A 13763-nucleotide genomic window follows, 5' to 3' on the forward strand; every position below is an offset into this window, starting at 1 on the left:
GCAGAACCCAATCCAGCATCCGGAGCTGCGTGCCGCAATCCGTCGGGGCCGCCGGGCGGCGCGCGCGCCTCAGTCCAATGCGCGTGAGACGCGTGCATTAGGGCCTGACGCGCCGGCAGCCCGGATCGTGCGAAAATTGCGTCTGGCAATCGCGCGCATGGCACATTAAATGAGCGTGGCCATGGAACGTCACGCACTCAAGGATTTCATTGGACGGCACCAACGCCTCTTCGTTCTGACGGGGGCGGGGTGCAGCACGAATTCCGGCATCCCGGATTATCGCGACGGGCACGGCAACTGGAAGCGGACGCAGCCGGTCAGCTATCAGGCCTTCATGGGCGATGAAGCGACCCGCCAGCGTTATTGGGCGCGAAGCCTGATCGGCTGGAGGCGCTTCGGCCGGGCGCAGCCGAACGATGCCCATCATGCTCTCGCCAGGCTGGAGGCGAGGGGCCGCAGCGAGCTTCTCCTGACCCAGAACGTCGACCGGCTGCATCAGACCGCCGGCAGCCGGCAGGTCATTGATCTGCACGGACGGCTTGATCTGGTGCGCTGCATGGGATGCGGATCGAAAACTCCGCGCGAGGCGTTTCAACACGAGCTGGGCCGCTTGAACAGCGATTGGGTTGCCATGGACGCCGCGGATGCGCCGGACGGCGACGCCGACCTGGAAGCGGCAGATTTCTCATCCTTCGAGGTGCCGGTCTGCCGGGCTTGCGGCGGCGTTCTCAAGCCCGATGTCGTCTTCTTCGGCGAGAACGTTTCGCGCGATATCGTCGCGACGGCTCAAGAGCATCTCGATCAAGCCGATGCGATGCTGATCGTGGGCTCCTCGCTCATGGTCTATTCCGGCTTTCGCTTCGTGCAAACGGCAGCTCGACGGGGGATACCCATCGCAGCCGTCAATCTTGGCCGGACCCGTGCCGACGAGCTCCTTACGCTGAAGGTCGAAGAGCGCTGCGAAAGGGCGCTCTCCTTTTTGCTCTGAGCCTGCGCCATTTTTCACGAGGTGACACCAAGTGACCGAAGCGGAGAAAGCTCGCGAAGTCTTGCTGGCCTTGAAATCGGCTGAGTCTGCAGCTCCGGATGCTGCATTGGCGATCCTGAACGGCTTGATGGGACTGGTGCGTAGCGAAAGCGTCAATCAGCCGCTCGAACTCGAAGAGGCGCGTTCGACCGCGTTCCTGTCGGTGTGCGAAGTCGGCAAGGCGCTGCATCGAGGGCAACCCATCGGCTCGCTTTGGGCGAGTGCAATTGCTGCGACCGAGCATTGGATGGCATTGGCGAAGTGAACCGCCCGCCGGCGTCGAGCGCGTTCAAATCAAGGCGTCTGAGGCATCACTGATTCCGGCGTATATCGCGTCGAGGTCGGCCGCGGTGATGCAATATGGCGGCATCACGTAAATCGTATTGCCGAGTGGGCGCAGCAAAAGATTCCGGCTGCGGAAATAGCTCTGAAGCTGCGGACCGATGCCGGCAAGATAACCGCCGTCAGGTACGTCCAGTTCGAGTGCTGTGATGGTGCCGCTCCGCCGAACGTTCCTGAATCGTGCATCGGCGCGGAACGCCGCGAGCCTCTCCTCCTGCATCACCGCCACGGACGCGACTTGCTTTCGCGTTTCTTGACGCTGCCAGAGCCCCAGATTTGCTTTCGCCGCGGCGCAGGCGATCGGATTGGCCGTATATGAGCTCGAATGAAAAAAGGTCCGCTGGCGATCCCTCGAATAATGTGCATCAAAGATATCCGCGCGGCAAAGAGTGACCGCGAGCGGGAGCGACCCGCCCGTAAGACCCTTTGAATAGCAGGCAACGTCAGGCGACACGTCCGCTTGCTCGCACGCGAACAGTGTTCCCGTGCGACCCCAGCCGGTCATGACCTCATCGGCGATGAACAGGACATCGTGTGTTTCGCAGATCCGCTTCATCTCCTTCAGTACCCAGGCGGGATACATCAGCATCCCTCCCGCGCCCAGGATGAGCGGCTCCACGATGAAGGCGGCCGGATTGTCGCCCCGGCACGCAGCTTCCAGCGCATCGAGCGTCGCCTGCTCGTGGCCGCGCTCGGGAAATGGCACCGATGTCACGTCGAACAGCATGGGCTCGTAGGCGGCATTGAACACGCCTCGGGCTCCGACCGACATCGTGCCGATGGTGTCGCCGTGATAGGAGTGTTGCATCACGAGGATGCGTGATCGCGGCTCGCCGATGTTGCGCCAGTACCCCAGCGCCATCTTAAGTGCGACCTCGACACTGGTCGAGCCGCTATCGGAGAAGAAGACGTAATCCAGACCCGGTGGCGTCAATTTGAGGAGCAGCGCAGCAAGCTCTTCGGCCGGCTCATGCGTAAAGCCGGCGAAGATGACCTGATTGAGCTGTTCCGCCTGTTTCCGGATGGCGGCGACGATCTCCGGATGGCAATGGCCATGGGTCACCACCCACCAGGACGCAATGGCGTCGATGATGCGGCGGCCGTCCGCGGTGTAGAGATAGGCACCGTCCCCGCGGACAATTTTAGGCGTCTCGTCCTGCAGTGCGTGCTGGGTAAACGGATGCCAAATCCGCGACGTCGTCTCGGGTTTCATGGCATGAAGTCATCACGGTTGAAGGAGGCTGCGAAGGCAGGGCGAAGCGTGGTGGCATCCAGAGGCGTAAGCCAGGGCAGCCGGCCAAGCTTCCGGACTTGGCCAATTCTGCAGATCGTCTTCTCGGTATCGAGATTTTCGTCGCCAATAAAGGCGATGCCGAGAATATCGATCTGGCGATGCCGCAGCGCTTCAATCGACAGCAGGGAATGATTGATGGTGCCGAGCGCCGTGCGCGCGCAAAGCAGGACCGGCAGCCGCCATCGCGCGAAAACGTCGATATAGAGCGTGTCGCGGCTCAACGGCACCATCAGCCCGCCTGCGCCCTCAATGACGAGCGGATGTTCCCCGGTATTCGGCACGTCAAGCGCTTCCGCGTCGATGGTGACTTGGTCAATTTCCGCCGCCCTATGGGGCGAGGCGGGTGTGTTGAGCCGGTGACGCTCGGGCAGGATGCGATCATCGGAGAGGCCGCCCAGCCGCGCCACGTGCTGGCTATCGGTCTGCCCGTCGAGGCCCGCCTGAACGGGCTTCCAATATTTGGCGGAAAGGAAATTGGCGAGGCCCGCCGAGAACACGGTCTTGCCGATTCCGGTGTCGGTACCGGTCACCACAATCCGCTGTCTCATCGAGACGCGCGCTCCGCCTCTTCGAACAAGGCGCCGAGCATGGCCCGCACCTCATCCTCGCCGACGTTAAGGGTCAGCGAAATACGCAGCCGGGCCGTCCCGGGAGGCACCGTTGGCGGCCGGACTCCACGAATGTCAAAGCCGCGGGCCTGCAACGCCGACGCCAGCGCCATCGCACGCGCATTGTCGCCGACGATATATGGAACGATCTGCGAGCGGGAGCTGCTTTGGCCGCCGCGCGCTGCTATCTCCCGATGCGTGAATGCGACCAGGCTGGCCAGACGCTGCTGACGCGCAGGTTCTTGCTGCAGGATTGACAGCGCCTCCCGGACCGCGACGGCCATGAGAGGAGAGGGGGCTGTGGCGAAAATGAACGGACGACAGCGATTGACCATGAAGTCGCGCAGCACGCGGCTCATGGTGACGATCGCCCCGGCGGCGCCCAGCGCCTTGCCGCAGGTATGAATGACAATCAGATCGTCGCGCCCCTCATAGGGAGCGGTTAGCCCTCGTCCTCGTTCGCCATAGACGCCCGTGGCATGGGCTTCGTCCACCACGAGGAATGCATCGTGCCGGTCGGCAATCGCGACAAGCTCCTCAAGTGGCGCGAAATCGCCATCCATGCTGTAGAGGCTTTCGACTACGATCCAGGCGCGTCCAACTCCGCCTTTCGATCGCCAGTTGCGAATTGCATCTTCAACGGACTGCGCGTCATTGTGGGCCGCTTCGCAGAACTCTGCCCGGCCGGCTCGCGCTCCTTCATGAATGCTCGCGTGGACCAGGGAATCCATGACGAGCAGATCGCCCCGCTGCGGCAACGTTGTCAGCACGGCGAAGTTTGCGACATATCCTCCGCCTAAGAACAGGGCCGTCTCAGCGCCAAAGAAGTCGGCGGCCTCCGCTTCGAGGCTCTCGTGCTCCTCGCAGTTTCCGCGCAAAAGCCGCGAGCCGCCGCTGCCGATGGGGGCGCCCGCCTCGAGTGCCGCGGCGACGGCATTTCTCATGCGCGGGGCGCTCGCCAGCGCGAGATAGTCGTTCGACACGAAATCGATGCCCGCACGCGGCCTTAGATTGCGCAGCCGATGGTCACGGTTCAGCGCCTGCAGCGCGTCGGCATAGGTGGCGAACTTATCCGCGTGGATCACGTTCATGTCCCTTTCGGGGGCGGCATCGGCCACGACGGCCGATCGTCTCGCGATCATGGCTGAGTCTGGACGAGGCGAGACGTGATGCCGAGCCGCTCGAATAGCTTCTGGTCGCGGTCGCGCTGCGGATTTTTGGTCGTCAGAAGGACATCGCCAATGAAGATGGAGTTGGCGCCGGCCAGGAAACAGAGGGCCTGCAACTCGTCGGTCATGTATTGACGCCCGGCCGAAAGCCGCACCACGCTTTTCGGCATCAGGATGCGCGCGACCGCGATCAGTCGCACCAGCGCGATGGGATCCGGCCGCTCCGCCGTGTCGTTGACCGGCACGCCCTCGACCTCGTTCCACAGGTTGATCGGCACGCTCTCGGGATGGCTCGGCAGATTGGCGAGCAGGAGCAGCATGCCAAGACGATCGTCGACGCGCTCACCCATGCCGATGATGCCGCCGCAGCAAACCTTGATGCCGGCCTCTCGCACGTGCTTGAGCGTATCGATGCGATCCTGCAGCGTGCGGGTGGTGATGATCTTGTCGTAGAACTCGGGTGAGGTGTCGACGTTGTGATTGTAGAAGTCGAGCCCGGCTTCGGCGAGGCGCGTCGCCTGCGCCGGCGTCAGCATGCCCAGCGTGACGCAGGTCTCTATGCCGAGGCCTTTCACGCTGCTCACCATGTCACTGACCTTCTCGAGGTCCCGGTCTTTTGGATTGCGCCATGCCGCCGCCATGCAGAACCGTGTCGCGCCGGCATCCCTGGCGCGCCGCGCGGCCGCGACCACATCCGCTTCCTCCATGAGGCGCGTAGGCTTCAGCCCGGTGTCGTAATGCGCGCTCTGGGAGCAATAGCCGCAGTCCTCCGGACAGCCGCCCGTCTTGATGCTGAGTAGGCTCGCCGTCTCGATGTGGTTGGGATCGAAATTGCTGCGATGAATGCTCTGGGCCCGAAAGATCAGGTCGGCGAAGGGGAGGGCGTAGAGCGCGTCGATCTGCTCGCGGGTCCAGTCGGTACGAACCGGCGCGATGCTGCCACTCTCGATTTGTCTGGCTTCCGAGGCATGGAGCATGTGATTTGCCTTTCCATTTGCATCCGGATCATAGATAATTCCCAGATTATCTATGATATTGGTTTCGAGCTCATGCTAACCCATGCATCATGCGGCTGCATCCCCTTTTCTGATAGATAATCTATGACAGTTGAGGGTGAGAATACGACCACGGCGGCGCGCATCGCTGATGCGATTGCGGACCGCATCATCAGCGGTGCGCTGGCGCCGGATGCGCCGCTTCGGCAGGACCACGTTGCGCGCGAGTTCGGCTCGAGCCACGTCCCGGTCCGGGAGGCGTTTCGGCAATTGGAAGCCCAGCATCTTGTCGTCGCAGTGCCCCGTCGCGGGGTGCGCGTTGCGCCGCTCGATACCAAGTCGGTGAAGGAAATTGCCGAGATGCGCGCGGCGTTGGAAGTTGTCGCCCTGCGGAACGCGGCGCCGAAATTCACGTCCGCCCATTTAGCGCGGATCGAGCTCTCCCTGATTGAGGCCGATAACGCCGAGACGATCCAAGAGTTTGAGGCTGCCAACCGCGCCTTCCACCAGGCCCTCGTGTCGCCTTGCGCGATGCCGCGATTGCTCGCCAGTCTTGACGGCCTGCAACTTGCAAATTCGCGATTGGTCTTTGCGATGGCGCGCAGTGCCGGCTGGCAACCGCGGTCCAATCAGGATCATCGTCTCATTCTGCAAGCGCTGCGCGCGCGCAGTCTCGATCAGGCCTGCAATCTGCTGGCGCGTCACATTCAAACCATCGAGCGCCTCGCGATTTCGGCATCCTGACTGGGCGCGTTACGGGTCCAGGGACGCCTTCGCGGATGTCCGCGCGATCATGTCAAGCGCGGCCGTGGCTGCCGCCTTCACGTGCTTGACGCAGCATTCCTCGGCGCGATCGGGATCGCCATCCTGGATTGCGCGCCAGATCGCCGTCACTTCGCGCAGGCTCTTGTTGATGCGCTTGGGCTGCGACATCGAGGTGATCCGCAACAGCGTGATGCGGTCATGCAGCGGCTTGAGCATTCGCTCGATAAAGCTGTTGCGGCATCCGCCGATCAACGCTGCATAGAATTCGGTCTTGGCCTCCAGGCACCCGACCAGATCGGAGCTGGACGCCGCCGTCTTCAACTTGGCGAGCGCATCGCCGATCCTGCGCACTACGACCGGATCGTGCAGGCGGGCGCATTCGCGGCCCGCGAAACCTTCCAGGACCGCGCGGGCGGCATAGAGCTGCTTGGCCTCATCCAGGCTGATCGTGCTGACGACGGGTCCGCGGTGGGGGACCGTGTTGACAAGGCCATCGGCTTCCAACAGCCGCAGCGCTTCGCGGATGGAGGGACGGCTGACGCCCATCATTTCGCAGAGCTCGCGTTCCACCAGACGCTGGCCCGGTTTCAGCGTGCCCGACATGATTGCTTCGCGCAGTTTCTGCGCCACCATGCCCCTGACAGTCGGAACGTCGTCTATGCGGAGTGTGGACTGCAGTTCAGTGCGTTTGTCCATCGTCTGCTGCCTTCGTTGGCTGCCGGCAAATCGAGGAGGCTGCTTGCGTCACGCGATCGACCAGCCTCCGTCGATCGGAAGAGTGGTCCCCGTTATATCCTGGGCCGCCGCGCTGCAAAGGAAGACCACCGTGGCGCCCACAGATTCCATTGCAACGAATCGCCCGGATGGCTGGCGGTCGGCGAGATATGCTTTCGTCGCCTGCTCGAAAGACTGGCCGGCATTCGCCGCCATCGACGCGATCTTGCCTTGAATGGCAGGCGTCGGAAGTGTGCCGGGGCAAATTGCGTTGCAGGTAATCCCGCTCCCGGCGGTCTCCAGGGCTATCGCGCGAGTCAAGCCGAGGATGGCCGTTTTGGTGGTGACATAATCGATGCGGTCTTCGACGGCGCGGGTCGAATAGATCGAGCCCATGTTGACGATGCGGCCCCAGCTCCGCGTCCTCATCGCGGGCAGCACGAGGCGGGTGAGGTGAAAGGGGGCCGACAGGTTTACCGCAAGGGCTTCATCCCAATCGTCGGGTGAGAACCGCTCGACCGGCGCGAAGTGCCTGACGACGGCGTTGTTGACAAGGATGTCGATCCCGCCGCATCTGCCGAGCAGATGGGAAACCATGTTTTCGATGGCGGCCCGCCGCGACAGATCGGCGGCGAGGCTCAAGACCTCGACGCCGGACTTGGCGCGGAGGCGGTCGGCTGCCTCCTTCGGTTCGGCGAGATCGTGCAGGGCGATGTTGGCTCCCGCGCCGGCGAGGCTGTCCGCGATCGCCAATCCGAGCCCGGCGGCGGCCCCGGTTACGAGCGCCCACTTGCCATTTAACATCGCTCCGGAGCTCCCTGCCTTCGCTTCAACTCTTGGGCCAGAACGGCTGCGCCAGAGCAAGCTCCGGCGGGAATACGGTGACCGGTACACCCGATTGCCATTGCACGATGGTCATGCCGGCGCCGAGACGTCGGCCCTTGTCATCGAACTTGATTTCACCGAGCGGATAATATTTCGAGGGACCGCCGTCCATGCTGTGCAACGCCTCGGCAACGGCGGCGCGGTCGGCCTTGCCGGCCCTCTCGAGCGCTTCCTTGATCACCCACATATCGCCATAGGTGGAGATGGCGTTCTGCGTCATCCATGGCTCGTTGTAACGCTTCTTCAGCTCGGCAATGAGCGCCTCATGTCCCTTGGCGCCCCAGCTCGCGACGCAGGTCAGGACTCCCTGCAGGAGTTCGGGGCTGACCGTCTGCAGCATGTCCGGCTCGGCAATGGCGATGCCGAAGGAGATGGTCGGCACCTTGCCTTGGCCCAGGCCGAACTCATTCATCTTCTCAAGCAGCAGTTTGGCGTCCGAGATGACAGTGGGGAGGAAAAAGAGGAGGTCGGGCCTGGCCGCACGCACCTTCTGCACCAGTGGGGTCGCGTCCGCGAGAGGGGGCGTGAAGGTCTCGTCCACCGTGAGCTGCAGGCCGTTTTCCGCCAACAAGCCTTCGCGCATCGATTTTGCCGAGGCAACGGAAGCGGCAGTGTTGTCGGTCAGAATCGCAACCGTCTTGGGCCGCTTGCCTGAGGCTGTTTCGGCCAGTTTGACGAGCTGCGGCAGGGCCTGGCGCGCCTGAGAGCCAGCGGTCGCCGACGTCTGAAATACATATTTGAAGCCGCGATCGGTGATCAGGTCGGAATATGACAGCGTCAGCACCGGAAGGCTGGCCCGTTCGGTGACCTCGGTGACGGCAAGCGTGAAGGAGCTGAGATAGGCGCCGCTCGCCGCCACCAGATCAGGCTCCTGGGCTACCATACGTTGCGCGGCGTTCTTGGCCTTTTCCGTGGTGTCGCCGGAATCGAGCACGATCAGCTTCAGCCTGGCCCCGCCGAGCGCCTTGATGCCGCCTTGCGCGTTGATGTGATCGACCGCCATCTCGGCGCCTTCCCGCATGACCGTCCCCGGGCGGGCATAGAGCCCGGACAGGGGCACCAGAAGCCCGACCTTCACCTCGGATGGCCCTTGCGCCGATGTTCGCGACACGATCATCGCGCTCGATGCGCCCGCGAGCAGCATGCGCCGCGTGATTGAACTCCCCGTTCTCCGGTTCATGACTATTCCTCCTCCCTGTACGGTCGCGAGGCCTTGTGGTCAGGATTTTTTCGGCCAGAAGGGCGAGGCTTGGGCGAGCTCGGGTGGATAGACGGTGACCGGCACACCCGATTGCCACTGCACGATGACGACGCCGGCGCCGACGCGGCGCCCCTTGTCGTCGAATTTGAGCTCGCCGCCCGGATAGTATTTGGAGGGCCCGCCATCGAGGTTGCGAAACGCTTCCGCAACAGCGAGCCGGTCCGCCTTGCCGGCCTTCTCGAGCGCGTTCTTCATCAGCCACATGTCGCCATAGGTCGAGATGACGTTCTGCGTCATCCAAGGCTCTTTGTACTTGGCCTTCAACTCGGCGATCAGGTCTTCGTGGCCCTTCGAACCCCAATTGGCGACGATCGTCATGATGCCCTGCACGACGTCGGGCGTGACGCTCTGGAGCATATCGGGCTCGGCGATCGTAATGCTGAAGGAGACGGTCGGGATCTTGCCCTGGCCGAGCCCGAATTCGCTGATCTTTTCCAGGCCAAGCTTGGCGTCGGAAACGGCGTTGGGCATGAACAGCAACAGATCGGGCCGCGCCGACCTGACCTTCTGGATCAGCGGGGTGGCGTCGGAGAGCGGCGGCGTCCAAACCTCTTCAACAACCAGCTGCAAACCCTCCTGCGCGAACAGTTTTTCCTTCAACGCCTTGGCGGTGGCGACCGACGTCGCCGTGTTGTCCATCAGCATCGCCACGGTCTTGGGTCGCTTGCCGGATGCGGATTCGGCGAGCTTCATGAGCGTCGGCAGCCCCAGTTCTGACTGACGGCTTGCGGTGGCGGCGGTCTGGAAGATGAACTTGAAGCCGCGCTCGGTCAAAAGGTCCGAATAGGACAGGGTCAGCATCGGCAGCTGCGCCCGTTCCGTCACTTCGGTGACGGCAAGGGTGAAGGACGAGAGATAAGCACCGGTTGCGGCGACAAGATCGGTCTCCTGCGCCACCATGCGCTGCGCCGCGTTCTTGGCCTTTTCGGTGGTGTCTCCGCAATCGATCACCACGAGCTTGAGCTTTGCACCGCCGAGCGCCTTGATGCCGCCTTGCGCGTTGATGTGCTCGATCCCCATCTCGGCGCCCATCTTCATCACTTGGCCGGGTCGCGTGTAGATTCCGGATAGCGGAACGATCAGCCCGACCTTGACCTCCTGGGGCTGCTCTGCGCGTGCCACTCGCGATAGCCCCATCGCAGCCGCACCCGAGAGCACCGTGCGCCGGGTGATGCCTCCTTTGTACGTCGTGTCCTTCCTCATTCTCTTCCTCCCAAGTTCTTGTTATTTGATCGCTGTCCTCACATGCCGAGATAGGCCTTGCGCACACGGTCGTCGGCCCGCAGCGTCTCGTTGTTGCCTTCGAGCACGACGCGCCCGGCCTCGAGCACATAGCCGTGGTCGGCGGTCTCGAGGGCCTCCGCGACGCGCTGTTCGACCAAGAGGATCGTCAGCCCCGATTGCCGGCGGATCTGGATCAACTGCTCGAAAATGAAGTCTGCGGTCGAGGGGGCGAGCCCCATCGAGGGTTCATCGAGCATCAAGAGTTTTGGCGAAGAGGCTAGTCCGCGTCCGATCGCCAGCATCTGCTGCTGCCCGCCGGATAGCGTACCGGCGAACTGACCGCGCCGCTCCGCAAGCACCGGCAGCCATTCGAAGATGCGCTCGATGTTTTGCTTCCAGCCGCGCTGGCCGGCTTCCGTCATCGCGCCCATTTCGAGATTTTCCATCACCGTGAGCGAGGGGAAGACCTGGCGGCCCTCGGGCACGTGGGCGATGCCGAGATGAGGGCGCCGCGCCGGCGGCACCGCCAACAGATCAATATCCCCAAACGTAATCCGTCCCGCGCTCGGCCGCAGGATTCCGGAGATCGTCTTGAACAGCGTGGTTTTGCCGGCCCCGTTCGGACCTACGATCGCTACGAACTGGCCGGCCTCGACGTTGATCGAGACGCCGTTCAGGACCGGCTTGGACGAATAGCCTGCGCTCAGCCCTTCAATGCGGAGCATGAGCCACCCACTTCTTGCCGAGATAGGCCTCGATCACGCGGCTGTCGCGTGTGACGGCTTCCGGCTCGCCTTCGGTGATCACGGCACCATGGTCGAGCACCAGGAAGCTGTCGACGAGGCGAACCATGGCCTGCATCGTATGTTCGATGATGGCGATGGTCATGCCGTCGCGGGCGAGCTGCTGAATCACAGTGACGACTTCGTCCGCTTCGCCATGGCCGAGACCGGCGAGCGTTTCGTCAAGAAGCAGAATGCGCGGCTGCCCGGCCAAGGCGCGGGCGAGCTCCATCAGCCGCAGTTCCTTGGTCGAGAGCTCGCCGGCGAGGCGACCTGCGACTGCGGACAACCCGACGCGAGAGACGGCGTTAGCCGCGAGTTGTCGCGCCTGCGCATCGCTCTTTGCGGCGACATAGGCGCCGACGACGACGTTATCCAGGATCGACATGCGCGGAAACGGGCGCATGACCTGAAAGGTGCGGCCGATGCCGGCTTCGCAAATCGCGTGCGGCTTCTGACCGGACATGTCGCGGCCGCTGATGAGGACCTTGCCCCGATCGGGGCGCAGAAAGCCGTTCAACAGGTTGAAGACCGTGGTCTTGCCAGCGCCGTTGGGGCCGATGATGCCGAGGATCTCGTTCTTGTGCAGCTTGAAGCTGACATCCTGAACGGCTTTTAACCCGCCAAACGAGCGCGAGAGGTTCTGCACCTCGAGCACGACATCCGCGGAGGCGGGCCGTCGCCGCAGTTCACGCTGCAAGGTAGTTATGGTCGCAGTCGATGCGGGAGCTTGCTGCGCATCGCCGGCTTTCGGTGCGGACCGCTTGCGGTGGAGATCACGCAGCTTCCAAAATAACCCCTCGGGCGCGACCAGAATGACGCAGACGACGGCGAGCCCGAAGATCACGCCCTGTATCCCGGGAAAGCGCGAGCCGGCTTCGGCGTTCAGCGTTTCTGCCAGCGGGATCAGGATGACCGATCCGATGACCGGGCCCCAGACGGTTCCGACGCCTCCGAACATCGCGACCGTAAGAGCTTGGGCTGATACGAGCATGCCGAACACCGATTGCGGGGTCACCACCAGCAGTACGACGGCGTAAAAAGCGCCGATTGCCCCGGCAATCGCGCCACTCAGGCTGATGGCCCGCAGCTTCCAGGCCAGCGTGTTGATGCCTGCGGCTTCCGCGGCGGCCTCGTTCTGCTTGATTGCCAACAGCGCCATGCCAAAGCGCGATCGCTCAACGAGCCGCGTCAACAGGATGGTCGCAAGCATCATCGCCAGTGCGAGCAGCGTATAAAGGCGGGGATCGCCGAACTGCATATAGGCGATCGGGTTGTCCCGCTTGATCGGCAGGGTGATTTCCTGAAAACCAAGCCATTCGAATACGTAGAGGATGGCGAGCGGGTAGGCGAGCATCGCCAGCGCGAAATAGTGCCCCTGCAGGCGGAAGGTCGGATATCCGATCAACAGGCCGGCGACACCGCCAAGCAGGCCGGCCATCGGGATCAAGAACCAGGGCGAGAGATCGAAATAGATCTGGCCGAGCGCGGTCGCATAAGCGCCAATGCCGAAGAACGCCGCATGGCCGAACGAGATCAGCCCGGTGTAGCCGCTGAGCAGATTCCAGGACAGGCCGAATACGGCCCAGACCGGGACCAGCGTGAGCACGAGTTGATAATATGAATTGCTGACGCTTAGGGATATCGCCGCGTAAATCGCGGTGAAGGCGAGCGCGGGGAGCAACGAGCGCAACGTAGGCATGCTCATGTCCTCTCGACCATGCGCCCGAAAAAGCCCTGGGGACGGAAGAAGATGATCAGGAGAAACACGACGAAGATTGCCGCATTCTGCAACTGGGTCGGCAGCATCAGCGTCGACATCTGCTGGACCAGGCCGATGGTCATGCCACCCCAGAACGCGCCGATAATGCTGCCCATGCCTCCGAGCACGACGCCTGCGTACATCACGATCACATATTCGAGTCCGACAAAGGGATGAAACGGATAGTTGGTGGCAAGCAGCCCGCCCGCGATCGCGGTGATGCCGCTGCCGAGTGCAAAGGCGATCCGGTGCGCGCGATCGACGTCGATGCCCATGTAAGTCGCCGCCGTCGGATTATCGGCGGCGGCACGCAAGGATTTTCCGATCCGCGAGCGCGTCATCAACAGCGTGAGCAGCGCGAGGATGAGCAATGAGGCGATCGCGTCAATACCGCGTGCCTTGTTGATGAAGACACTGATGTCGAAGAACGGCCCGAGCTCCCACGCCGAGCTCGAGAGCGGCGTGCGGATCGAAGCCAGCACCGATCCGAAGATGATGAGCCCGCCGTTCTGCAGGATCAATGCAATGCCGAGCGTGAGAATGAGTTGCGCGTAGTGACCTTCTCCCTCGAGCAAGGCCGTGCGCGTGCCCGAGACGCGTGAAATCAGTGCAAGGTGAACGAGATAGCCGAACAGCGCGAGCAGCGGCCCGGCCAGCAGGATCGCGACGAAAGGGCCGATGGCATTGCCGAAGACCGCCTGGATGCCAAACGTGGTGAAGAGATAGAAGGCGGTGTACATCCCGAGCATCATGAAATCGCCATGGGCGAAGTTGATGACGCGCATGACGCCGAAGATCAGGCCGAGCCCGACACACATCAGCCCGTAGACCGCCCCGATCAGCAGGCCCGCGGCGAGCGCTTGCAGGAATCCCTCCATTAGCGACGGCTCCTTGCCGGCTCTGTGTTGCTGGCTCGCAGGTCATACGTCGGTCTC

At 62.9% G+C, this 13763-nt stretch carries 14 protein-coding genes; 3 read left to right on the forward strand and 11 right to left on the reverse strand.

All coding sequences use genetic code 11. The annotated features are described in order from the left end of the window. Positions 1 to 181: 181 nt before the first annotated feature. Positions 182 to 988: an NAD-dependent protein deacetylase gene (locus F758_RS0116295; RefSeq protein WP_198026506.1), complete on the forward strand. Its 807-nt coding sequence runs from the start codon at positions 182 to 184 to the stop codon at positions 986 to 988. 31 nt (positions 989 to 1019) lie between these two features. Next, a complete protein-coding gene (locus tag F758_RS0116300; RefSeq protein ID WP_024508856.1) occupies positions 1020 to 1292 on the forward strand; it encodes a hypothetical protein in 273 nt (90 codons plus the stop codon). Between the two features lie 24 nt (positions 1293 to 1316). Here F758_RS0116300 and F758_RS0116305 read toward each other — a convergent pair whose 3' ends face one another. From F758_RS0116305 to bioB, 4 genes are read right to left on the reverse strand one after another with little or no spacing between them, the layout of a single operon-like run. Further along, complete coding sequence (locus F758_RS0116305) at positions 1317 to 2582, reverse strand: adenosylmethionine--8-amino-7-oxononanoate transaminase (protein ID WP_024508857.1); 1266 nt, start codon at positions 2580 to 2582, stop codon at positions 1317 to 1319. Then, complete coding sequence (gene bioD / locus F758_RS0116310; RefSeq protein ID WP_024508858.1) at positions 2579 to 3211, reverse strand: dethiobiotin synthase; 633 nt, start codon at positions 3209 to 3211, stop codon at positions 2579 to 2581. Before bioD ends, F758_RS0116305 begins: the two co-directional genes overlap by 4 nt. Then, positions 3208 to 4362 carry an 8-amino-7-oxononanoate synthase gene (locus tag F758_RS0116315; RefSeq protein WP_024508859.1) on the reverse strand — a complete coding sequence of 385 codons (1155 nt, stop codon included), beginning with the start codon at positions 4360 to 4362 and terminating at the stop codon, positions 3208 to 3210. The genes bioD and F758_RS0116315 overlap by 4 nt, the downstream gene beginning before the upstream one ends. Positions 4363 to 4409: 47 nt before the next feature. Next, the gene (gene bioB, locus F758_RS0116320) at positions 4410 to 5417 is read right to left on the reverse strand and encodes a biotin synthase BioB (RefSeq protein WP_024508860.1); all 1008 of its coding nucleotides are present in this window, start codon (positions 5415 to 5417) and stop codon (positions 4410 to 4412) included. 123 nt (positions 5418 to 5540) lie between these two features. Here bioB and F758_RS0116325 point away from each other — a divergent pair, with 123 nt between their 5' ends. Further along, the gene (locus F758_RS0116325) at positions 5541 to 6179 is read left to right on the forward strand and encodes a GntR family transcriptional regulator (RefSeq protein WP_024508861.1); all 639 of its coding nucleotides are present in this window, start codon (positions 5541 to 5543) and stop codon (positions 6177 to 6179) included. A gap of 9 nt (positions 6180 to 6188) precedes the next feature. On the opposite strand, the gene F758_RS0116330 is transcribed toward F758_RS0116325, so the two are convergent. From F758_RS0116330 to F758_RS0116360, 7 genes are read right to left on the reverse strand one after another with little or no spacing between them, the layout of a single operon-like run. After that, complete coding sequence (locus F758_RS0116330; RefSeq protein ID WP_024508862.1) at positions 6189 to 6896, reverse strand: GntR family transcriptional regulator; 708 nt, start codon at positions 6894 to 6896, stop codon at positions 6189 to 6191. A 48-nt stretch (positions 6897 to 6944) separates the two neighbouring features. After that, the gene (locus F758_RS0116335; protein ID WP_024508863.1) at positions 6945 to 7718 is read right to left on the reverse strand and encodes a 3-hydroxybutyrate dehydrogenase; all 774 of its coding nucleotides are present in this window, start codon (positions 7716 to 7718) and stop codon (positions 6945 to 6947) included. A gap of 25 nt (positions 7719 to 7743) precedes the next feature. Then, positions 7744 to 8979, reverse strand: coding sequence for an ABC transporter substrate-binding protein (locus F758_RS0116340; protein WP_024508864.1), 1236 nt, complete (start codon positions 8977 to 8979; stop codon positions 7744 to 7746). 39 nt (positions 8980 to 9018) lie between these two features. Continuing rightward, complete coding sequence (locus tag F758_RS0116345) at positions 9019 to 10263, reverse strand: ABC transporter substrate-binding protein (RefSeq protein WP_024508865.1); 1245 nt, start codon at positions 10261 to 10263, stop codon at positions 9019 to 9021. A 38-nt stretch (positions 10264 to 10301) separates the two neighbouring features. Next, positions 10302 to 11009, reverse strand: coding sequence for an ABC transporter ATP-binding protein (locus F758_RS0116350; protein ID WP_024508866.1), 708 nt, complete (start codon positions 11007 to 11009; stop codon positions 10302 to 10304). Then, positions 10996 to 12774, reverse strand: coding sequence for a branched-chain amino acid ABC transporter ATP-binding protein/permease (locus F758_RS0116355; RefSeq protein ID WP_035722239.1), 1779 nt, complete (start codon positions 12772 to 12774; stop codon positions 10996 to 10998). The genes F758_RS0116350 and F758_RS0116355 overlap by 14 nt, the downstream gene beginning before the upstream one ends. Next, positions 12771 to 13706 (reverse strand): branched-chain amino acid ABC transporter permease, encoded by a 936-nt coding sequence (locus F758_RS0116360; RefSeq protein WP_024508868.1) that lies wholly within the window; start codon positions 13704 to 13706, stop codon positions 12771 to 12773. The genes F758_RS0116355 and F758_RS0116360 overlap by 4 nt, the downstream gene beginning before the upstream one ends. Between the last annotated feature and the right edge of the window lie 57 nt (positions 13707 to 13763).

Origin of the sequence: Bradyrhizobium sp. ARR65 (assembly GCF_000472385.1) — a bacterium.
Lineage (GTDB): Bacteria > Pseudomonadota > Alphaproteobacteria > Rhizobiales > Xanthobacteraceae > Bradyrhizobium.